The sequence below is a fragment of the Parasphingorhabdus sp. JC815 genome (assembly GCF_040717415.1).
In the GTDB taxonomy this organism is placed as follows: domain Bacteria; phylum Pseudomonadota; class Alphaproteobacteria; order Sphingomonadales; family Sphingomonadaceae; genus Parasphingorhabdus.
Genome location: NZ_JBFEFM010000001.1, coordinates 1,171,357 through 1,194,151 on the forward strand (window position 1 = coordinate 1,171,357; position 22,795 = coordinate 1,194,151).

Below are 22,795 nucleotides of genomic sequence, written 5' to 3' on the forward strand. Positions count from 1 at the left end.
ATAATGCGGCAAACCGGCAAAAGTTCCAAATATATTAAGTGAGAGATCACAAAATATATTTCATTTTCACCGTATAATTCAAATTTTCTGACCCGACCGTAAACTGGGCCGATTTGAATTTGGGAGCCCCCATGCCAATTTTCGGGTTGCGCGAAAAACCAAAACCTTCGCGGGGCAGAAACAGGCTCATATCCATCTTGCCATTGCTATTCTCATCATGGATCAGGGCCACTGCATAGGTGCCGGGCATTACTTTTTTAATCTGCAAATGACTCGCGTTGGAAGTTGGAACTTTAATTTTGCGTGCCTCTTTGTCTTTGCCACAATCGGGGAAATATTTGGGGTTAGAGCTTAAGCACACAAGCACATTGCCCTTGGTCGAGCGTAACCCCGATATTAAAATATCAAGCGTAGCCGTTGGTTCAGGGGCAGCAACCGTCTGGTTAGCCATTACCTTGATCGGAAACATTGCCAAAAGTGCCAAGCCCGAGATCAGTGCCACAGACCTTGTCCCAGAACCGAAAATATAACCCATAATTTCCTCTATACGCGCTATGATGTTTTTCGTGATGCGTAGCCGTTATAAGCCCGTGCCCTAATGGGCCATGAACCAACCAGCGTGGAAACATCTCCCAACCCATGTGGTTGGTGACGCCCATAAACGTCATAATCAACAGGACAAGCCCCAAAACACCAACATGAACCGGAACTGCGATGACCAGAGCAGGGATTACGATCGCACCGGATATAGCTTCAATGGGATGAAAGCTCATAGCTGCCCAAGCGGTGGGTGGCCGGCTATCGTGGTGTACAGCATGGGCAATCTCAAACCAGCCGCGTCGATGAAACAAACGGTGGGTCCAGTAGAACCATGTGTCGTGCAGGAACAAATAAATACATAATGAAACCGGCAGATACCAAAGCGGATATAGACCAATATCTGTGTAAATCTTTGTCCAGCCGGCATTTTGCCATCCCCAAGCCACTATTCCTGCCAGAATACCATAGATCGCTGCGGAATAGAGTGACCAGCGGATCTCGCGGGATATCTGGGGCTTTAACCTGTCATAATGGCCGGGGCGGATGCGCTGGGTCAGCCATGCAAAAAATCCGCTGGTGATCAAATAACGCACACCAACAATCGCCGTCATTACGGCAGCGGACAAGGAAATGGCGAGGATGTAGTTCACGTTTACACGCTATGCCTCGTCCCTGCCGCGAGCAAGCAGAAAGCAGTCTATTTATGCCCAATGCTCCAGGACAGGCTTTCCCACCGGGTTAGCATAGGCTAATGACTTTATATGAAAGCGCAGCAATTTGATCTGGCGATAGCAGGCGGCGGACTGGCGGGTGGATTGGTCGCTTTAGCATTGCGCCGGTTGCAGCCCGATTTATCGGTCGCACTAATCGACGCCGGAGAAACTTTTGGCGGCAATCATATCTGGTCATTTTTCGAAAGCGATATTGCGCCAAGCGATCTCTGGCTTGTCGAACCGTTAATCTCGTTTCAATGGGAAGGCTATGATGTCCGTTTTCCGAAATATAATCGCACACTGAATACCGGATACCGATCCATAATATCTGAGAATTTTGATCATATTATACGCCAGATATTACCGAAGGAATCCCTATTAACTAACACTAGAATAAGTAAAATTGATTCTGGAAAAATTGTTTTTTCCAATGGCGAAACGCTGAGCGCCGATACCATATTGGACGCACGCGGCGGTGGTGATTATTCAGCGCTGGAATATGGCTGGCAGAAATTTGCCGGACAGGTGCTGCACTTGGCAAAACCGCATGGCCTGACCCGCCCCATTGTCAAAGATGCCACAGTCGAACAGATTGACGGCTATCGTTTTGTCTACGCACTGCCATTTAACGCAACCGACGTTTTTGTTGAGGACACCTATTATTCCGCCGACAGTGACCTGAATGTAGCAGCCTGTCATCAGCGCATTGCCGATTATGCGAGAGACAGGGACTGGAACATTACGAAGATCAGCCGGAGCGAAGCGGGCTGTCTGCCGGTGATTTATGGCGGTGATTTTGATATATTCTGGAACATGCATGACGGGGTAGAGGCCCGCGCTGGTACTCGCGCTGCACTGATCCATCCGGTCACCAGCTACTCCCTGCCCATGGCCGTTCGCACAGCGATAATGATTGCTTCCATGCCCCGTATCAATCAAGATAAGCTGAATGAAAACTTACGCAAATATGCGCGGAAACACTGGCAGGACAGCAAATTTTATCACATGCTTTGCGCGATGATGTTTCAAGCGGCAAAGCCGGACAAACGGTATCTCACACTGGAACATACCTATGCCAAGGATGAAAAGTTGATTGAGCGTTTCTATGCCGGTAACAGCACCAGAATGGACCGAATCTCCCTGCTGACCGGACGCCCGCCAGTTCCGGTGACAAAGGCCCTACCCATCATGATGAAGTACAGGTGAGCAGGATTACGATGACCGAAATAAGCCAGCGCCAACCAGAGCTTTTCCGGAAAGCAGCCGTCATTGGTTCCGGTTTTGGTGGCCTTGCGCTGGCCATCCGTTTGCAATCAGCCGGTATCCAGACAACCATTTTGGAAAGCCGCGATAAACCGGGTGGCCGCGCTTATTATTGGGAAAAGGACGGCTTTGTTTTTGATGGTGGGCCGACGGTCATCACCGATCCTGATTGCCTGAGCCAGCTTTGGGAACTGACCGGCCACGACATGGCGGCCGATGTTGAATTAATGCCGGTTTCCCCCTTTTACCGGCTGAACTGGCCTGACGGCACGAATTTTGATTATGTCAACGATCCGGAAACACTTTACGCGGAAATTGCCAAAATTGAACCGGATGATGTCGAGGGATATAAACGCTTTTTGCAATATAGTGCGAGCCTGTATGAAGAAGGCTATGTCAAACTTGGCACTGTGCCGTTTCTTGATTTCAAATCCATGATCAGCGCCGCGCCCGCTTTAATGAAGTATCAGGCCTATCGCTCTGTTTATGCAAAGGTTTCCACTTTTGTTAAGAATGAAAAACTACGCGAATTCCTGTCATTTCAATCCCTGCTTGTCGGCGGCAATCCGATGACGACCAGTGCCATTTACGGCCTTATCCACAAACTTGAACGGCTGGGCGGGGTCTGGTTTGCAAAAGGCGGAACCAATATGCTGGTCGCTGCCATGGTAAAGCATTTTGAACGTCTGGGCGGCACAATCCGTCTGTCCGATCCGGTGACGTGTATAGACACCATCGGTGACCGTGCATCGGGTGTTACCTGTAAATCGGGATGGAGCGAGACTTTTGACGCAGTAGCCTCAAACGCCGATATCATGCATAGTTACCGCGATCTGCTGGGCCACAAGCATCGCAGCGAAAAAGTAACGGCATCGCTCAAGAAAAAGAAATATTCACCATCACTTTTCGTCGTGCATTTCGGGATCAAAGGCACATGGCCGGGCATTCCGCATCATATGATCCTGTTCGGGCCGCGCTATAAAGAGTTGCTGGAGGATATTTACGATCACGGCGTGTTGCCGAGTGATTTTTCGCTCTATCTCCATCATCCGACAATTACCGATCCGGGGATGGCGCCCGAAGGCGACAGCAGTTTCTATGTGCTGGCTCCTGTCCCGCATCAGGGAAAACTACCGATTGATTGGGAAGAAATGGGGCCGATATATGAAAAGCGTATTCTCGACGAAATCGGGCACCGTCTGATCCCCGACATCCACGACCGGATTGTCACCAGCTTCCACTATACGCCACAGGATTTTGGCAGCGACCTTAACGCCTATCTGGGCAGTGCATTCAGTCTGGAGCCATTGCTCACACAAAGCGCTTGGTTCCGTGTGCATAACCGCGATGATATTATCAGTAACCTCTATTTCGTTGGCGCAGGCACGCATCCGGGTGCCGGAATTCCGGGCGTCGTCGGCAGCGCGAAGGCTACAGCAGAACTTATGATCGAGGATTTAGGGTAAAGCATGAACCGCGCTAATCTGGTCCTGCATGCCAAAGCCAGTATTGATCGCGGATCGAAATCCTTTGCGCTTGCCTCCAAATTATTTGCCAAACAAACGCGCGAGCGGGTGTGGCTGCTCTATGCATGGTGCCGGGAATGTGACGATTTGGCTGATGGTCAAGACCATGGCCATGAGATGAAACCGGTCACGGACCCTAAACGCATCATCGCCATGATGCGTATGCTGACAAATCGGGCCATGAAGGGTGAGCAAACCGGCAAGCCTGCGTTTGACGCTATCGGCGTGGTCGCACAGGAATGTCGTCTGCCGGACCGTTTCGCCCATGATGTCATTGACGGTTTTGCGCTGGATGCCCAAGGCTGGCAGCCGCAATCCGAGGATGATCTTTACCAATATTGCTACCATGTGGCCGGAGCGGTGGGCTGTATGATGGCGGTGGTCATGGGCGTGCCGGTCGGGGATGACGAAACTCTTGACCGCGCCTGTGACCTGGGACTGGCGTTTCAACTATCCAATATCGCCCGCGATGTTGCCGAAGATGCGCGCGCCGGGCGCTGTTATTTACCCAAAAACTGGCTGACAGAACAGGATATTGATCCTGATAACATATTGGCTGACAGCCATCGTAGCGCCCTGATCCCGATCATTGCCCGTCTGTGCGATCTGGCGCAGCAATATGCCGCATCTGCACGAACAGGAGCCGCGCAGCTCCCCTTCCGTTCCCGCTGGGCCGTCTTAGCAGCGGCAGGTATTTATGGCGACATTGCCCGCGGCGTGAAGCAAAGTGAAGGCGCCGCGCTTGATCAGCGTATAATTACCAGCAAAGCCGCAAAACTCATGTGGGTGGTCAAGGCATTGGGCCAAGCTATTGGAAAACCGAAGTTTGTGGACCGCAAAACATTGTGGAATAGACGGGCAAGCCGCTCGCTATCCTGATGTTTTAATCACGCGCCAGAACCTCCTCCGCAATTTTGGACAGGCGCTTGGCCGCCGCGTCGTGAATTTCCGGCGCAGTGCAAAGCACGCCAAAGGCTTTGCCATGCTCACTATTATAGTGCAATTCATGGCCCAGCGCGTCACTGACCAATGCGCCGGCTTCACTGGCAATCACATGAGCGGCCGCAATATCCCATTCATGCCCCCAACGGATCGAGGCCACCAGATCAGCGCGATTATCCGCTACCATGGCCATACGTAGCGCGATGCTGTTGGGCTTCGTCACGGGTATAAGATCAATATCTGATGGCAGATCCGCTGTATCCAGCGGTATTCGCGAACCGTCGTAGCGTTTTCTGGTGCTGGCTTTTATAGCGCGGCCATTCACTTCGGAATGGCTGCCGGATTTGGCGACCCATGTTTCCTTCATCGCGGGCGCTTCCAATATACCGAACACCGGCACGCCATTTTGTACCAGCGCGATGGACACTGCCCAGCCTGTTTTGCCCTTTACGAAATCCTTGGTGCCATCAATCGGATCAACGACCCAGACAAAATCCTTGCTCTGCCGCTGACTGTCATCTGCTGTTTCCTCGGATAGCCAGCCCGCATCGGGCAGTAATATGTTAAGCCGATCTTTCAAAAAATCATCCACAGCAATATCGACGCTGCTGACAATATGCCCGGGAGTTTTTTCCCAGACATTGCTTGCAATTTTACCCGCAGCCCAGCCAGCCATGGCAAGTTGCCCTGCTTCTTTGCCAATAGCGACTAATTGATCGTAATTGATTTCAGCCATGATCGATCCACCCATGCCCTGCCCGACGGATCGGAATGTGGCGGATTTCGCAAAATATCATCCCCCGGCCACGGTCATGCTGTCGGTTCGCAATGTCGGAGCGTTAACGGAATAGCGATATTCCAGATCATCAGCCGGAATGAAACTAGCAAACATGTCTTTCAGGTTCCCGGCAATGGTAATTTCCGAAACAGGCGGACCAATCTCACCGTCTATAATCAGGAAACCACCTGCACCGCGGCTGTAATCACCCGTCACCGAATTAACGCCCTGTCCAATTAATTCAGTGATATAGACGCCATGTTTAATATCTCTAATAAGCTCCGCCTTGCTTATTGTTCCGGCGTTCATATGGAGGTTCGTCACACTGACCCCGGGCGCGCCGCCTACACCGCGAGAGGCATGGCCGGTTGGCTGCAAGCCCAATTGCCGTGCCGATGCACTTTCCATAATCCATTGGGTCAAACGGCCATTGTCGATCAATTTGGTTTTTGTGGTGGGCAATCCCTCTCCATCAAAAGCCTTTGACCGCAAACCGCGCTTGCGGTGAGGACAATCAATAATATTGATCGCGCTGTCGAATATTTCCGTGCCCATGGCATCAAGCAGAAAACTTGTTTTACGGGCAATTGCGCTACCTGCTATCGCACCGATAAAATGACCGAGCATTGAATTGCTGATGCGCGGATCGAACACGACCGGCATCGCGCCGGATTTGAAGTCCACCGGGTTCAGCCGGGCGACTGCACGCTCACCGGCTTCTTTGCCAATTTCCTCGGCTGTATCCAAATCCTCAAAATGCCGCTTACTATCAAAGGCATAGTCGCGCTCCATACCGCTGCCCTGCCCGGCAATCACGCTGGCATGGGCGCTATATCCGCTGGTAGAATAAGCGCCGGAAAAACCGTGGCTGGTTGCAAGCGCGACAATGGAGCGTCCAGCACTGGCTCCGCCGCCTTCGCTATTGGTCACACCCTCAACGGCGCGCGCTGCTTCTTCCGATTTCAACGCCATCTCGCGCAATACTTGCGGATCAGGGTCAAGCCCGTCATCGCCGTCGATTGAATGCGGAGCAGATTTTAACAATAGTTCTTCGGGCGCAAGACCGGCATATTCATCTTCGGGTGCTTCACGCGCCATGTCCATAGCCCGTCCGACCAGATCGGATAAAATCTGCGGATCCATATCGGATGAGGAAACTGTAGCAGATCGTTTGCCGACAAATACACGCAGGCCGATCTCTTCACCTTCGGATCGCTCGACATCTTCCAGATTACCGAGCCGCATCTGCACCTGCGTAGAGGCATCACAGACGTAAATAGCATCGGCAGCATCAGCACCGGCTTTTTTGGCTTGGGAGATAAGGGCGTCGGCGCGATCCTGCGCTTCTTCTGGTTTTAGCATGTGCAGGACATAGATACGCCCGGCGATCAGGTCAACGCCGCTATCCGCCTATTGCCTTCTGACAGTCTTTTCAAAAACAGAGTTTCGTTGCATGATCTGTCTAAAATATCGCGCCGATTAGCAGGATGATTCCGACAAATACAAACGGCAGGCCCAGCGCCAACATCCACAGGATGATTTGATCCTTACGAAACCGGGCGGCCAGGCTTTCCGCCGTGAGACCCGTGGAATCCATCTTTTCCCAGCGTTTTTCATATTTGCGACAGAATGGAATGATCACCGCAACCAATAATATCAGTCCAAAATAAGGAGCAATGGACATGCCTTCGGTCTTGATAAAATTGAGCACAAAGAAAATTTGCAGCATGGTATAAACAAGCAAGGCTGCGGCGCAGTTATTGCTCATCTTTTTGCTCCAGGACACATTTGGTCCGGGCAGGTCATTACCATTGGCACGACCTTTTCTGGCCGGTTTATGGGATGCCGCTGCAACCATCTTATATCCTTTCTGCATACTCTCACACTGCGCCGCCAAATGTTTCCTTCGGCTGACATTTTCATCAGTATAACTCTTTTTTCTCAAAAGCCAAATCAACTTGTTTCAGGCCAAAAATTACAAGGATCTGCTATCTGGATTACCAAATGTTGTAGTTTCACTAGCAATTTTTGGGACATGTTTTCCCATAATCAAACAATGTTCACACGCCTGGTCAAGATAAGGCCTAATTCCCTCATTTTCAGAATAGGGAATAAAACACCATTGCTCCCGCCCCTCACCTCACCTAGTTCATTTCTATGACTAGATTTATGGCCCATCGTTCCATATTATTTTCCGTGGTTATAATGCTCGCGATTCCTTTAGCTGGTTGTAAGCGGGTGTCGGAGGAGGATAGCAACCGGCTGGAAACCGCACGGGGCTATCCCCCTGCCTCCCGGCCTGTTTCTGATCTTTCCGGCAATCAATGGTCTACCGAAACAGCGCGCGACAAGCGCGGAGAGGCGGAGGAGATCATGGCCTCTGCCAATATAAAGCCCGGCATGACAGTTGCCGATATTGGTGCTGGTGAAGGCTATTATACGGTACGGCTCGCGGAAAAAGTCGGAGCCGACGGGCGCGTATTGGCACAGGATATTGACAAGGAAGCGATTGAAAGGCTGGCGGACAGGGTAGCGCGGGAATCACTCGACAATGTGTCAATTAAACTGGGCGCGCCAGATGATCCGCGTTTGCCGGAAAATAGCTTTGATCGTATATTTCTTGTCCACATGTATCATGAGGTAAGCGAGCCTTATGCTTTTCTGTCGCGTCTGCGCCCTGCCATTCGCCGGGACCAGAACGGAGGACGCTATGATGGCGGCGAAGTGATTGTGGTTGAAGTCGACCGCCCCTTTTCGCAGCATGGCACGCCGCCCAAACAGCTTTTTTGCGAATTTGAAGCGGTGGGCTATCAATTGGCGGGTTTTATGCAACGGCCCGAACTAGGCGGCTATTTTGCCCGCTTCTATCCCGTTGGCAAAGCGCCGCTTCCCGATGAGATTAAACCGTGTGGATTGCAAGAGTAACGGGCCTGCCCCTCTCAGGAAGTAGAACTTAACGTTTAACCCCAATGGGTTACTTAACTCTCGTCACCCATTTTCAAAGCTGCGATAAACGCTTCCTGTGGTATGCTGACATTGCCATATTCGCGCATCTTGGCCTTGCCCTTCTTCTGCTTGTCGAGCAGCTTTTTCTTGCGGCTAATGTCGCCGCCATAGCATTTGGCCGTCACATCCTTACGCATCGCTGCAATCGTTTCGCGGGCAATCACCTTGCCGCCAATGGCCGCTTGTACCGGGATTTTGAACAAGTGACGCGGGATCAGGTCTTTTAGCCGCTCACACATATGACGCCCACGCGCTTCGGCCGCGTCGCGGTGTACAATCATGCTAAGCGCATCAACCGGATCACCATTCACCATGATGTTCATCTTGACGAGTTGCCCAGACCGTAAACCGACTTGATGATAGTCAAAGCTCGCATAACCGCGCGAGATACTCTTTAGCCGATCGTAAAAGTCAAACACCACCTCGTTGAGCGGCAATTCATAAATGATCTGCGCCCGGCCCCCGACATAAGTCAGGTTCTTCTGTATCCCGCGCCGGTCCTGACAGAGTTTCAGGATACCGCCAAGATACTCGTCCGGGCAATAGATGGTCGCTTCAATCCATGGCTCTTCAATATCCGCGATTTTCACAACATCGGGCATATCAGCGGGGTTGTGCAAAAACTGTTCCGATCCGTCATTCATCACCATACGATAAACAACAGAAGGCGCCGTCGTAATAAGATCCAGATCATATTCACGGGTCAATCGCTCCTGAATGATCTCCAGATGCAATAGTCCCAGAAAACCACAGCGGAACCCCTGCCCCAACGCCGCGCTTGTTTCCATCTCGAAGCTAAAGCTCGCATCATTCAGACGCAGCTTGCTGATACTTTCACGCAGCTTTTCAAAATCGGCGGCATCAACCGGAAACAAACCACAGAAAACAACCGATTGCACTTCCTGGAAGCCTGGCAGCGCCTCTGCCGCCCCGCCTTTGACCGTAGTGATCGTATCGCCGACCGCGGTTTGTGATACTTCCTTGATCTGCGCGGTGATGAAACCAATTTCACCTGCGGCCAGCTCAGGCAGTTGCTCAATCTTTGGCCGCATACAGCCGACACGGTCGACCAGATGCTCGGTCCCCTGCGCCATGAATTTGATTCGCTGACCTTTGGTCAGCACACCGTCTTTGACACGAACCAGAATGACAACGCCCAGATAGGGATCATACCAGCTGTCGACGAGCATGGCCTTCAATGGTGCATTGCGGTCGCCGCTGGGTGGCGGTATCTTTTGGACTATCTGTTCGAGTATATCTTCTATTCCGATGCCCGATTTTGCAGAGGCCTGCACCGCTTCAGAGGCATCAATCCCGATAATTTCCTCAATCTCCGTACGCACCCTTTCCGGGTCGGCGGCGGGCAAATCAATCTTGTTCAAAACCGGAATAATTTCGTGATCATGCTCGATAGACTGATAGACATTGGCCAGCGTCTGCGCCTCCACGCCCTGCGCCGCATCAACGATCAGCAGTGCCCCTTCACAGGCAGCGAGACTGCGTGACACTTCATAAGCAAAGTCAACATGGCCCGGCGTATCCATGAGACTGAGTTCATAAGTCTCACCATTTTTCGCGGTATAGTTTAACCGAACGGTTTGCGCCTTAATGGTAATACCGCGTTCACGCTCGATATCCATATTGTCGAGCACTTGCTCACTCATTTCACGCTCGCTCAAACCACCAGTATATTGGATCAGCCGATCGGCCAGCGTTGATTTACCGTGGTCAATATGCGCGATGATCGAAAAATTACGAATATGAGAGCGTTCAGTCATAGCGCGCCGATAGCAGGGCTTTCTCCCCCTGTCAGCAGGGAAACAGTAAAATGGCCACTGTTAGGCAAAGAATAATGCTAGCACCAAGGGTCGGCGTGTATATTCTTTAACCAGTGCATATCTTTCAAGCAGCATCCAGCTTGAAAAGCTGCTCTAGTAAATACCGCCTTCTTCTTGAAGAAACTCACTATCATTTTGTGCATTCCCGCGGTTTCCTGCATTTGCTGCCCGGTTACGCGCGGCAATCTTGGCAGCTTTCAATTGCGCCTTCTTGGCTTCCAGCCGGGCCAGCAATTCCTCTTTGCGAATAGAACGTCTGGGTTCAGTTTCCGGTTTAAACACATCCCATATGACTGCCGATCGTGGGTCGTCAGACGGCCAGCCTCCAAAAACCCGCTTGCCGGTCTTGCGGTCAACCCGAACCATCCGGATTCCGTGCGGCGCGACAAATGGCGTCTTCGGCATTCCCTTCATAGCTTTTTCAGCAAATTCTTTAAAAACCGGCGCGGCCAATGTCCCGCCCTGTGCATAGCCGCCCATATTCGCTGGCTGGTCAAAGCCCATGTAGACACCCGCTACCATATCCGGCGATCCACCTACGAACCAGACATTGGTGGGGCCGTTCGACGTTCCGGTTTTACCAAATAACGGACGATCAAGGCTTCGCAGCCGTTGCGCCGTCCCGCGAGTCACGACGCCTTCCATAATATTAACGATCTGATAAGCGGTCATCGGGTTCATAAGCTGTTTCCCGACAGGACGTGGACGCGGCATCCGTCCCCCGTCCCAATCAACCTGATTGCAATCTTCGCAAATCCGTTTGTCTGCCCGGAATATCACTTTTCCGTGCCGATCCTGAACATAATCAATGACAGTGGGCTTTAGTTCACGCCCATAGTTGACCAACATCGAATATGCATTGGTCAGCTTCTGTACTGTCGTGCTGCCTGCCCCCAACGCGTATGAAAGATATGGTTCATAATCACCAATACCCATGGTCTTGATGGTTTTGACGACATTTTCCATGCCAGCATCATTGGCGGCGCGCACTGTCATCAGGTTGCGTGACTGTTCTACGCCCCAGCGTAAAGTCTGTTCTCCGGCCCCTCTTGAGTTACCGAAATTGCGAAAGCATTTCCGCCCCAGCGACGCCGATTGATATACACAGAACGGGCTATCCACAATGATAGACGCAGGGGTCATGCCTTGGTCAAGCGCAGTCGCATAGACGAACGGCTTGATCGTCGAGCCCGGCTGACGCTCTGCCTGCGTTGCGCGGTTGAACGCACTCATCCGATCATCAAAACCACCCTGCATCGCCCATATACGGCCATTATGCGGATTCTGCACGACCATCCCGCCTGACACTTTGGGCACATTGCGTAGTGCATAGTTGCTCCCGCCTTGTGGACTTACAGCAATTATATCACCAGCGGCCAGCTTGTCAGGCGCACTGGCTATCGCGCCTGTTCTTCCGTCGGAAAATCCGATCTCAGCGCCTTTCCCCTGCCGCTCCAATGTCACAGCGATTTGCCAGTCGTCATAATCAGTAGCGATATAGGTCGATGCCAGCCGCTGCGCCCATTTTTCGTCTATTTTAATGGTGTTAATCGGCCCGCTCCAGCGCTTACCAAGACTATAGCGCAATAAACCATTACGCAGAGCATCCTTGGCATATTCCTGCAATCGCGGATTTAGGGAAGTACGAACCCACAGGCCTCCGGCATATACACTGTTCGAGCCATCTTCTTCGGTTTCTCCGAAATTCTCGATCAATTGACGGCGCACTTCCTCAATAAAATAACCACCGACCCGCTCATATCGTTCGCCACGCGAACGGATGGTCTCTAAAGGCTGGACAGTCGCCACATCATGCTGCTCCCGCGTAATCCATTTATTGGCCAGCATCCGGCCCAGCACCCAGTTCCGTCTGGAGATGGCCCGTTCCTGGTTGTTTTCCGGACGGTAATTGGCCGGCCCCTTTGGCAGAATCGCGAGATAGGCCATTTCCTGAAGCTCCAACTCGTCTACATCTTTGCCAAAATATGCCTGTGCGGCGGCTTGCACACCATAAGCGTTACGACCGAGAAAAATCTGGTTGAGATAAAGTTCCAATATCTCCTGTTTGGTGAGCACTTCCTCTATTCGATAGGCAAGCAAGGCTTCACGGACTTTACGGCGGTAGGAAAGCTCATTTGTCAAAAGCAGGTTTTTGGCAACCTGCTGCGTGATTGTAGAGGCACCAACCGGCCTACCGCTTCTGGTGAGATTGGTGATGATCGCAGCCGCAATTCCGGGATAGTCCAGACCACCATGTTCAAAAAATGTCCGGTCTTCCGCAGCGAGATAGGCCCGGATCAACAAGACCGGATAATCGCTATATTGTAGTTGTACCCGTCTTTCTCTGGCATAGCTGTGCACCGGTTCACCATCATAGGCGCGAACAACAGTCGGTAATGGCGGTTCATATTCTTTCAGCATTTTCGCATCAGGCAAATCACGCGCGAACAGAAACCAGATCAGCATCCAGCCGATTAGGCATAATGCCAAGAACGCCAAGAGAATACGGAACCAGGGCTTCTTCCATAGCCTGCCCAACCAGCGTGTAAAACCGCCACTATTGCGTTCCAGCTTGTACGCAAGGCTCTCTGTGGCTTCGGGGCCATCGGTATCGGGAGTATTGACCATATACTGCGCTATCTAGCACCATCAGAGGCATTATCCAGAAAATATCGACGAAAAAATCAAACTGCTTAAATTGGAGCGGGAGTGCACAAAGCATTAAGCCGCAACCATCAATCTTCCCCGGGCATCGCGCACAAAGCAACGAATGTCTCGCAACTAATGTTTCGTCGCTTTTCGGGCAAAATGCGCCTCGATTGCATTGGCGATACCGATCGCAACCTTTGATCGCCCTGTCTGGGAGCCTAAAAGCGCAACATCTTCCTCGTTCGTTAAATAACCACTTTCAAACAATACTGACGGCGTATCCGGCGCTTTCAGCACGACCAGTGAAGCAAAGCGATGCGGGTTGGTGCGAAATTTTATCATTCGCTCTCCTTCGCGGATCAGTAATTTGGCAAAATCAGCAGATTTGGCCATTGTTTCGCGCTGGGTGAGATCAATCAATATGGAAGACACCTCGCGATTAGCCTCACCAAGATTAACACCGTTTATGATATTTCCCCGGTTTTCACGCGCTGCCAATTTGGCTGCTTCCCGGTCTGATGCGACTTCTGATAATGTATATACGGTCGCGCCGGAAGCCAACGGATTGCCAGCGGCATCGGCATGGATAGAAATAAAAAGGTCTGCGTTCAGTCGCCGGGCAATGCCGTATCTTTCTTCCAGAAACAGATAATTATCCCCTTCTCGCGTCAATGCTATGCGAATCCGGCCATTGGAAACCAACTCGTCCCGGACTGCTTTAGCAATTTCGAGCACAATATTTTTTTCATACAAGCCGCCATGCGGCGAAACCGTGCCCGGGTCATGACCGCCATGACCGGCATCAATGACCACCAACGGGCGGTTTTGGTTTTTTGGACCGTATATTTTAGGTAAAACAAGCTTGGTCTGGGGTTTACCGAGAGGCATTTTTACACTGTAAGAGGATTTAGGCGGTTCGGCCCGCAATTTGGTCGTTGAAGGTAAAACATGGCGGCCACTCCCCATTGGCAAGCTGTTCATTACAAGATGGTCACTTAATACCGCGCTGAAATGCTGGGAATTGCCAAAATCTCCTTTTAATCCAGAACTTTCCTGAAACAATGTAATGGAACCGGCATTCGCAGGACATAAGGCCAATAGCGTGGACGCTAAAATTGCTACAAAAGACATGGGCATCATATGCAGCCAGCCTGTTCTATCGGTCCAGTTAAAATTCATATCGTCCGCAATATAGTTGGCACCCGGCCATAGAAGAGAGTTATTTTACAATGAAGGATTAACCATATTATCTTGTAAAATTAAATAGTTAATAAGGATTGTCTCTATAGCCACTCCGCTTGCCGCCGGTGATATAATCACAGCAGATGAGTGGCGATATAGTAATCTGACCATATGATAGTTTGTATTGCCGATTTGCAATTACGGTGCTAGCACACCATTTGTGTCGTTAGAAAATTTCTAAAAGACACGAACTAAGCGGGGCATCAGCCCTGCACTTACAGGTTGACGCGACATGAGGCATGACATCTCCGGCTCCGGAACTCTTCCACAGGGAAGTGTTTCTATGGACGGAAAGTCCCTGGCTAACGGCCCGGGCCATGTATTTGTTGCAGACACATTTTTTTCAGAGATGTTTGAACTTAACCGGATGACGCCGCCCGCCCCCCATCGATGGAGAGCCATTGGTTTGGCTGTGCGCAAGAAGACGTCATCCCTTTTATATTGCATGGCTCCGCCGGGTAAATTTCCGCCGCGCCATGTCAGGAGTATATTGAATGAGCACGCGCATGTTAATCGACGCGCGCCACCAGGAAGAAACCCGGGTGGCAGTCGTAAAAGGGAACAAAATTGAGGAATTCGATTTCGAATCCTCCGATCACAAACAGTTAAAAGGCAATATTTATCTAGCAAAAGTAACGCGAGTAGAACCCTCGCTTCAGGCTGCATTTGTTGATTATGGCGGCAACCGTCACGGATTTCTGGCATTTAGCGAAATTCATCCCGACTATTATCAAATCCCTCAGGAAGATCGTGAACGTCTGCTCGCCGAAGAAGCAGAGCATGCTGCCGAAGAAGCAGCCCTGCGCGCGAAAGAAGAAGAGGAAGATGAATCGCCTGCTGATATGGTGCGTAGCGAAGCCACCGAAGAGTTGGATACCGCGCTGGTCGAAGTAGAAAAAGATGATAGCGTTGATACGATTGACGTCACCGAAGGCGAAGTTCCCAATGATGATGCCGACAGCGACAGTGATGACAGCGACAGTGATGACAGCGACGATGATGACAGCGACGTCGATAATAATGACGAAGCCGGTGATGATTCCGATAATGACGGCAATGAATCAGCGAACAAGCGCCGCAACAACCGTAGACGCGGCAAAGGCCGTAATCGCGGACAAGGTGAATCCAATGGTGGGCGCAACAACGTGGCCAAAGCCAGTGACCAGGCACGCCAGAAGCGCATGGCCCTACGAAAACGGTATAAGATTCAGGACGTTATTCAACGACGTCAGGTTGTTCTGGTACAGGTTGTCAAGGAAGAGCGCGGCAACAAAGGAGCTGCCCTCACCACCTATCTCAGCCTTGCGGGACGGTATTGCGTTCTCATGCCCAATACATCCCATGGCGGCGGCATCAGTCGCAAAATCAATAATGCCGGTGACCGGAAACGGTTAAAGTCCATCATTGCGGATCTGAATCTACCCAGCACGATGGGATGCATCGTTCGGACCGCCGGGCTTTCTCGCACGAAACCGGAAATAAAACGCGATTTTGATTATCTCGCCAGACTGTGGGATGAAGTGCGCGAAAATACATTGGGTGCAGTAGCTCCCAAATTGATCCATAGCGATAGTGATCTGATCAAACGGGCGATCCGTGACATCTATAACCGCGAGATTGAGGAAGTTCTGGTCGAAGGCGCAGACGGTTATGCCGCCGCCAAAAATTTCATGAAGTTGCTAATGCCCAGCCATAGCCGGCGGGTCAAAAGCTATGCTGACCCGGTTTCCCTGTTTCAGCGTTACGGCGTAGAGGATCAGCTTTCCGCCATGTATCAGCCGGAGGTCCAGTTGAAATCCGGTGGTTATCTGGTCATCAACCCGACCGAAGCACTGGTGTCGATCGACATTAACTCTGGCCGTTCCACCCGCGAGCATGGCATTGAAGCCACGGCAGTCAAAACCAATCTGGAAGCCGCAGCGGAAATTGCCCGCCAACTACGCTTGCGCGATATGGCCGGTTTGGTGGTGATCGATTTCATCGACATGGACCGACAAAGCAATATCCGCAAAGTTGAGCGAGCGATGCGTGATGCATTGAAAAACGACCGCGCCCGTATTCAGGTAGGCCGTATTTCTAGCTTCGGCTTGCTGGAAATGAGCCGCCAGCGCCTCCGCACCGGCGTTCTGGAAGCATCAACAAAAATATGCCCGCATTGTGAAGGCACCGGCCTTGTCCGCACGGCATCATCCTCTGCTCTATCGGCTCTGCGCCTGATTGAGGAAGAAGCCGCAAAAGGTAAAGCCAGCCAAATCACCCTTACGGCCAGTCAGGAAGCGACTATATATGTTCTGAACAGCAAAAGGCATGAAATTGACGAGATCGAAAAGCGTTACGGCGTTTCAGTAGAAATCGTGCCCGACGGAGAGATAGAAGGCGCTCGGATGGAAGTTAAGGGCTCTGGTAGCCCGCCAAAAAATGCGCCGAAATTTGAACCGATTGTCGATCAGGATGAAGATGACGCATCCTCTGATAAAGTAGAGCAGGATAACGAAACGGACGGAAGCCCCCGCAAGCGTCGTGGACGAAGAGGACGACGCGGAGGCCGGCGTAACGACCGTAATAATGACACCGGCAATGGTGATAACGACAACAGCGAAAAGCAGGATGCCGTTGCTTCTGATGCGGACACCGCGAAACCGGACAGCGAAGATGGTGATAAGCCAAAATCACGCCGTTCACGCGGCGGACGCACCCGCAAATCTTCAGATGACGAGGCCGTAGCGGCGAAGGATGCAGCCTCAGATAGTCCGGCGGAAAGCAGCGCTGAAGCTGTGACCGAAGAAACAGCTACACCAGCCGAAAAGCCAAAAAGAGCCCGTCGTTCGCGCAAGAAAGCCGACACATCAGACGGTGCTTCGGATGCGGCACCGGAACAGGCGCCTGACCAAAATGTGGCAACAGAAGATGCCGCAGTGAAAGAGGTCGAGGAAAAGCCCAAACGCCGCCGCGCCCCGCGCAAAGCCAAGGCGACCGCCGAGAAAACATCAGAGACAGCGGCGGAACCAGCTGGAGAAACAGCGGAAACTGCTGATGCAGCCAAAGCCGAGAAACCGGCTGCAAAAAAGGCAGTGCGAGCTAGAGCTAAAAAAGCTGATGATAAGCCAGCGAAGCCAGCAACCAAAAAACCGGCGGCTAAAAAATCTTCAGCGAAAAAAGCCGATGAAGACGTAACAAAAGAAGCGCCTTCCGGGAAAGAAACGTCCTCTGAGAAAAAAGCAGCTGAACAGTCTTCTGGAACTGAAAAAAGCAATGATGCCAAAGAATCCGGAACCGATAATAGCGGAACCGAAAAAGATGACGGAACCAAAAAGAAAGCCGCTCCGCGTGCCGGATGGTGGCAACGGACCTTTGGTTAAAGATATGTGGCCGGTAGTAATCTACTGAGAGCAATTATTGGCCTAATTATATGTGCCTCCGAACAAACGCCTCGTTTGAGCGGGGGCACAACTTCTGATATCAACTGCCATAGCAAGGATGGCAGGCCGCTGCTTGTTAGCATCAGCATTTCATCGCAGGTTCAGCCTGTTGGATTAAGGGTTCGTTACAGGAATATCTATTCGCCAGGATTACATTCAGAGGAAATATATGCCCCAGGGGAATATCATAACAGCGCCGCAGCATAGAAAACATGCGCTTTTTGCCCGTTTCTCCCTGTCCCGTGCATCCCTGTCCCGTGCGCGCTTGTCCCGCGCTTCCCTGTTTCGCGCTGGACAATTTATCACGGCCTTACTCGCGATAGTCGCTATCACCGCACAGCCGGTGGCAGCGCAGTCCATTCTACGGGACGCAGAAACCGAAGCCCTGTTCAGTGATATGGTCGCGCCATTGGTGCAAGTATCTGAACTGGATGCCAAGGATGTTGATGTTGTCCTGATCAATAGCAAACAGGTCAATGCGTTTGTAGCAGGTGGGCAGCGTATATATTTCTATTCCGGAACCATCGAAGAAGCGGAAAGCGCTGTCGAGATTCAAGGTGTCATGGCCCATGAGCTTGGCCATATTACCGGCGGGCATATCATCCGGTTTAACGAAGGTATAAAAACGGCGACCGGCATCACGATACTCAGTCTTATACTGGGCGCCGCGGCTATTGCTGCTGGTGCAGGAGATGCCGGAGCAGGTATATTGGCGGCAGGTCAGCAAGCCGCTACCAGCAAGTTTCTAGCCTTTAGCAGGGTTCAGGAGCGCAGCGCCGATTCAGCGGGCGCGCGCTATCTTTCCGGAGCGGGTATTACCGGCAAAGGGTCGATTGATTTCTTCAAGAAGCTGCAAAATTACGAATTCCGCCTCGGTATTCCGCAAGAAGACAGCTATAGTCGCACCCACCCGCTATCAGGAGAACGTATCACACTGCTCCGCGATGTCTATCAGGCCGACCCGGCATGGGATACGCCTCCTGATCCGGAACTTGAGAAACGGTTCCAGCGGGTCAAGGCAAAATTGCTCGGCTATACCAGCGAACCTGCGGTGACCTTACGGGAATTTCCTGAAAGCGATCAAAGCGTTCCCGCACGCTATGCCCGCGCCTATGCCTGGCACAAAAGCGCTTATCCCGACCGCGCATTGGCAGAAGTCACCAATCTGTTAAACGATGCTCCGAAAGACCCTTATTTCCTGGAACTACGTGGACAGATATTGTTGGAGTCCGGTAGACCGGAAGAAGCCATTGCCTCGTTACGCAAAGCGGTCCAACTGACCAATAACCACCCTCTGATCGCCAGTCTGTTTGGTCATGCGCTTATCGCCACCGAGGACGAGTCCCATTTTGAGGAAGCCGAGCGCGTATTGAAAGCCGCAGTAGCAAAGGACAATCAAAATCCGTTTGCATGGTATCAATTAGGCGTTGTGTATTCGCGTCAAGGTGACACCGCTCGCGCACAGCTTGCAACCGCGGAAAGCGCTCTGTTGCAACGCAATTACAGCAGCGCAATCCGCAGCTCGCAAATCGCCATGTCCGGTATTACGGAAAACACACCGGAATGGATCCGTGCACAGGATATCTCGCTGATCGCGAAAAACGAATTTGAACGAGCAGACAAGCGGCGACGTTAATCTTGCTACCCGCCCCCCTTTAGTAACAATTGTGGACAATTGAAGAAAGCTTCCGCAAGGAAGCCGGAACCTTTTTGAAATGGTGACATGTGGACAATATTAAAAGAAAGTGGATGATTATGGCAGGTGGCATTATGGCCATAGCTGCGGGTGCAGCCGTCTGGTTCATGCAGGCAAATAGCGCATCAGCAAGTGACGAAGCCGCAAAGGCCGCATTGGCCGCGGGCATTGACAGCAAGCAACAGGCCGCGATCGAAGCTATTGTGCGGAATTATATCCTCGAAAACCCTGAGATCATCCCCGAGGCGGTAGAAATTTTGCAAAACCGGCAAAAGGGAGCAGCACTTGACGGCATACGGGCCGAGATTGAAAGTCCCTTTGCCGGGAATGCCTATGCTGGAAATCCCAATGGCGATGTCATTCTTGTCGAATATTCCGATTTTGCCTGCCCTTATTGCAAACAAACCACCGCCGACATTGACCGGATTGTGAAGGAAGACAAGAATATCAAGGTTGTCTTTCGCGAACTCCCGATACTTAGCGAGGCCAGCAATGATGCCGCGTTAATGGCGCTGGCCGCTGCGAAACAGGGGAAATATTACCAATTCCACAAAACCATGTTCGCCACCGGGCGTCCTACCCCTTCAACCATTGAAAGTGCGGCCAAAGAGGTCGGACTGGATATGGCAGCCGCCCGTAAATTCATCAAATCACCCGAAGCCCGTAAAGAGCTGCAAAATAATATCCAGATCGCGCGCAAGCTGCAATTCACTGGCACGCCCGCGTTTGTAATCGGCAATCAAACAGAGGTCGGCGCAGTCGGCTATAATGGTTTAAAAGAAATGATCGCGAAAGCACGCAAGTCGAAATAACATCAAGCAGTTTTGGCTCATCGGATTGACGGACATGATTTGTCCGATTGGCGGCGCGACTTGTGAGATATTTTTACCGGCTATATATTTTGGCCCCATGCTTAAACTGCTTTCCTAACCGGCTTGCCCTATGATAGTTTACCCGCTCTTTCTCAGTTCTGAATATTTTTCTCACCTTATGCTTGTGCAGGGGTCATTCATGGCGCTATGTCCAAAATTAGAACGCCGCTAGAAAATTTCGATTTATATTCAATAACTTACGAAAAACCACCTGTGTGACTTGTGTGAACTTTGGACCGTGACAAAGCAAAACCTACCCCTGATTTTGCCGCCCTTTAAAGCCCTGCGCCACGACATACCATTCGGATGAACCTTTTCGGCTTGCTGGAGGTTTGGCGTGTTTGACAGTCTTGAAATGTTTTTTCAGCAAAGCGAGCAAATCTTTATCAGTCCCCCCGGCCAGAACCTTTGCCACAAAAGCTCCGCCTTCTTGCAGGTTCTCGACAGCAAAATGGGCGCCGGCCTCAACCAGCCCCATGGTCCGCAGATGGTCGGTTTGCTGATGACCAACGGTATTCGCTGCCATATCCGACAAGACCAGATCGGGGGGACCGCCCAGGGCATCCATAAGCAAGTCAGGAGCACTATCGTCCATGAAATCCATTTCGAAAATGGTAACGCCCTCAATCGGATCTACCGGAAGCAGGTCTATACCGACAATTTTGGCCTTTGGCACAGATTTACGAATGACCTGTGCCCAGCCCCCCGGCGCAATCCCCAGATCGACCACGGCCCGCGCTTTACGGACGAATTTGAATCGCTCATCCAGTTCCAATATTTTATAGGCAGCACGAGAACGATAGCCATCGGCTTTCGCTCTTTTGACATAGGGGTCATTTAACTGCCGTTCCAACCAGCGGGTGGAACCGATTTTACGGCCCTTTGCAGTTTTTACCCGCTCTTTATGGCCTGATCTTCCTCGGCTCATCTAAATACTCCCATCATGGCTACTTCCGCTCATGGGAAGACATTAGCGATCGTAATATGCCCTCTCTGATGCCGCGGTCTGCCACTCCGACCCGGCTGGCTGGCCAGATTTCAAGAATAGAATCAAGTATCGCACAGCCGCCAACGACCAGACCCGCACGTTCCTTGCCGATACAGGGTATCGCGGCGCGCTCTTCCGGTGAGCAAGCAGCAAGCATTGCGCTAATATCACGCATAGAATCTGCCGGAACAATCAAACCATCAATCAGCTTTCGGTCATAATGGGGAAGTTTCAGATGGAGGCTGGCCAGCGTTGTCACTGTGCCGCTGGTTCCCAGTAACCGGAAATCGCTATGTTCCGTAATCGGCAGGCGGCCAGCGAATTCAGAAAAGCTATCCCTTACCCGCGCACGCATATTTTGATATGCCTGTGCGCGGGATTGCGCGTCATCACCGATATGTTTTTCTGTCTCGGTCAGCGAGACAACGCCCCAAGGGGCGCTCAACCAGTCAATAATTTTTGGTGCAGCGCCCGAAGTATCGACGAGCACCAATTCTGTCGATCCGCCGCCAATATCGAAAATCAGCGCTGGCCCCTCCCCTGGCTCTAGCAATATCTGACAGCCCAATACTGCAAGCCGCGCCTCTTCTTCTGCGGTAATAATGTCGAGCGCAATGCCGGTTTCCTGTCGTACACGATCAATAAACCTGTCGCCATTGCTGGCCCGGCGGCATGCTTCTGTCGCCACGGACCGGGCAAGCGTGACATTCCGGCGCTTCAATTTGTCCGAACAAATGGAAAGTGCCGCAACGGCCCGGTCCATCGCCCGGTTACTGATCCGGCCTGTTTCGATCAAACCTTCACCCAGCCGCACGACACGCGAAAACGCATCGGTAACAATGAAGCCATCCGAAGAAGGCTTTGCTACCAATAATCGGCAGTTATTCGTGCCCAAATCAATTGCCGCATAGGACCGCAGCCGCGGCCAGCGGACACCATTGGTATGAGAAGGAGGCGCTTTTCGCCTACCACCTCTATATGTCGCCGCATGTTTCGAGCGGTTCATCCTCGCGGATTTTCCGCCGTCCTGTTGTTGCGGCGATGGGGATGCTTCATCCGCCATAACCGTTACTCTTATATCTCTCCGGATCGGATCATACCGCCGGTATTTGAATATAGAGATAACCGCAGGAAAACCGTTGTGCAAGGATTTAGCGCAAAAGGACGTATTGATGTGCGGTCTTGACTGCCCGTTACCAATGAAACGGAGAAAATTCTTATAGTTATACCGGAAGTGTCGAACGGAAAGATCAACCAGATTTCAGATCAGCTGCTCTATACAATATGCTCTACATTCTTGGAATGTATCTCGCGAATCCCTCA

17 protein-coding genes are annotated in these 22,795 nt (G+C 51.6%); 7 read left to right on the top strand and 10 right to left on the bottom strand.

The window, feature by feature from the left end; all coding sequences use genetic code 11:
- Positions 1–46 precede the first annotated feature (46 nt).
- Entirely contained in the window at positions 47–469 is a 423-nt protein-coding gene (locus tag AB1K62_RS05640) for a DUF2141 domain-containing protein (RefSeq protein ID WP_367001945.1), read from the bottom strand.
- Complete coding sequence (locus AB1K62_RS05645; protein ID WP_367002075.1) at positions 444–1,151, bottom strand: sterol desaturase family protein; 708 nt, start codon at positions 1,149–1,151, stop codon at positions 444–446. Before AB1K62_RS05645 ends, AB1K62_RS05640 begins: the two co-directional genes overlap by 26 nt.
- A gap of 150 nt (positions 1,152–1,301) precedes the next feature.
- Here AB1K62_RS05645 and crtY point away from each other — a divergent pair, with 150 nt between their 5' ends.
- Genes crtY through AB1K62_RS05660 form a run of 3 tightly spaced genes read left to right on the top strand, consistent with a single transcriptional unit; the run spans position 1,302 to position 4,921 of the window.
- Positions 1,302–2,459 carry a lycopene beta-cyclase CrtY gene (gene crtY / locus AB1K62_RS05650; protein ID WP_367001947.1) on the top strand — a complete coding sequence of 386 codons (1,158 nt, stop codon included), beginning with the start codon at positions 1,302–1,304 and terminating at the stop codon, positions 2,457–2,459.
- Positions 2,460–2,470: 11 nt separating this feature from the next.
- The gene (locus AB1K62_RS05655) at positions 2,471–3,982 is read left to right on the top strand and encodes a phytoene desaturase (protein ID WP_367001948.1); all 1,512 of its coding nucleotides are present in this window, start codon (positions 2,471–2,473) and stop codon (positions 3,980–3,982) included.
- A 3-nt stretch (positions 3,983–3,985) separates the two neighbouring features.
- Positions 3,986–4,921, top strand: coding sequence for a phytoene/squalene synthase family protein (locus AB1K62_RS05660; RefSeq protein ID WP_367001949.1), 936 nt, complete (start codon positions 3,986–3,988; stop codon positions 4,919–4,921).
- A gap of 4 nt (positions 4,922–4,925) precedes the next feature.
- Here AB1K62_RS05660 and AB1K62_RS05665 read toward each other — a convergent pair whose 3' ends face one another.
- The 3 genes from AB1K62_RS05665 to AB1K62_RS05675 form a co-directional block, all read right to left on the bottom strand.
- A complete protein-coding gene (locus AB1K62_RS05665; protein WP_367001950.1) occupies positions 4,926–5,720 on the bottom strand; it encodes a 3'(2'),5'-bisphosphate nucleotidase CysQ in 795 nt (264 codons plus the stop codon).
- Positions 5,721–5,777: 57 nt separating this feature from the next.
- On the bottom strand, positions 5,778–7,124 hold the full coding sequence (locus AB1K62_RS05670; protein WP_367001951.1) for a metallopeptidase TldD-related protein: 1,347 nt from the start codon (positions 7,122–7,124) through the stop codon (positions 5,778–5,780).
- Between the two features lie 100 nt (positions 7,125–7,224).
- Positions 7,225–7,620, bottom strand: a complete 396-nt coding sequence (locus tag AB1K62_RS05675) for a hypothetical protein (RefSeq protein WP_367001953.1) — start codon at positions 7,618–7,620, stop codon at positions 7,225–7,227.
- A gap of 311 nt (positions 7,621–7,931) precedes the next feature.
- Between AB1K62_RS05675 and AB1K62_RS05680 the strand changes: the two genes are divergently transcribed.
- The gene (locus AB1K62_RS05680; RefSeq protein WP_367001955.1) at positions 7,932–8,687 is read left to right on the top strand and encodes a class I SAM-dependent methyltransferase; all 756 of its coding nucleotides are present in this window, start codon (positions 7,932–7,934) and stop codon (positions 8,685–8,687) included.
- A gap of 53 nt (positions 8,688–8,740) precedes the next feature.
- Here the strand turns inward: AB1K62_RS05680 and lepA are convergent, their stop codons facing one another.
- The 3 genes from lepA to AB1K62_RS05695 form a co-directional block, all read right to left on the bottom strand.
- The gene (gene lepA / locus AB1K62_RS05685) at positions 8,741–10,546 is read right to left on the bottom strand and encodes a translation elongation factor 4 (protein ID WP_367001957.1); all 1,806 of its coding nucleotides are present in this window, start codon (positions 10,544–10,546) and stop codon (positions 8,741–8,743) included.
- 153 nt (positions 10,547–10,699) lie between these two features.
- Complete coding sequence (locus AB1K62_RS05690) at positions 10,700–13,072, bottom strand: PBP1A family penicillin-binding protein (protein WP_367002076.1); 2,373 nt, start codon at positions 13,070–13,072, stop codon at positions 10,700–10,702.
- Positions 13,073–13,387: 315 nt separating this feature from the next.
- Entirely contained in the window at positions 13,388–14,386 is a 999-nt protein-coding gene (locus AB1K62_RS05695; protein WP_367001959.1) for an N-acetylmuramoyl-L-alanine amidase, read from the bottom strand.
- 605 nt (positions 14,387–14,991) lie between these two features.
- Here AB1K62_RS05695 and AB1K62_RS05700 point away from each other — a divergent pair.
- The 3 genes from AB1K62_RS05700 to AB1K62_RS05710 all read left to right on the top strand — a co-directional run bounded on the left by AB1K62_RS05700 (position 14,992) and on the right by AB1K62_RS05710 (position 20,424).
- On the top strand, positions 14,992–17,856 hold the full coding sequence (locus tag AB1K62_RS05700) for an Rne/Rng family ribonuclease (protein ID WP_367001960.1): 2,865 nt from the start codon (positions 14,992–14,994) through the stop codon (positions 17,854–17,856).
- A gap of 229 nt (positions 17,857–18,085) precedes the next feature.
- Positions 18,086–19,552 (top strand): M48 family metalloprotease, encoded by a 1,467-nt coding sequence (locus tag AB1K62_RS05705; protein ID WP_367001962.1) that lies wholly within the window; start codon positions 18,086–18,088, stop codon positions 19,550–19,552.
- Positions 19,553–19,671: 119 nt separating this feature from the next.
- The gene (locus AB1K62_RS05710) at positions 19,672–20,424 is read left to right on the top strand and encodes a DsbA family protein (RefSeq protein WP_367001964.1); all 753 of its coding nucleotides are present in this window, start codon (positions 19,672–19,674) and stop codon (positions 20,422–20,424) included.
- Between the two features lie 313 nt (positions 20,425–20,737).
- Here the strand turns inward: AB1K62_RS05710 and AB1K62_RS05715 are convergent, their stop codons facing one another.
- Both AB1K62_RS05715 and AB1K62_RS05720 read right to left on the bottom strand, forming a co-directional pair.
- Positions 20,738–21,412: an RlmE family RNA methyltransferase gene (locus AB1K62_RS05715; protein WP_367001965.1), complete on the bottom strand. Its 675-nt coding sequence runs from the start codon at positions 21,410–21,412 to the stop codon at positions 20,738–20,740.
- A gap of 19 nt (positions 21,413–21,431) precedes the next feature.
- Complete coding sequence (locus AB1K62_RS05720; protein WP_367001967.1) at positions 21,432–22,535, bottom strand: Ppx/GppA phosphatase family protein; 1,104 nt, start codon at positions 22,533–22,535, stop codon at positions 21,432–21,434.
- Positions 22,536–22,795: the final 260 nt, after the last annotated feature.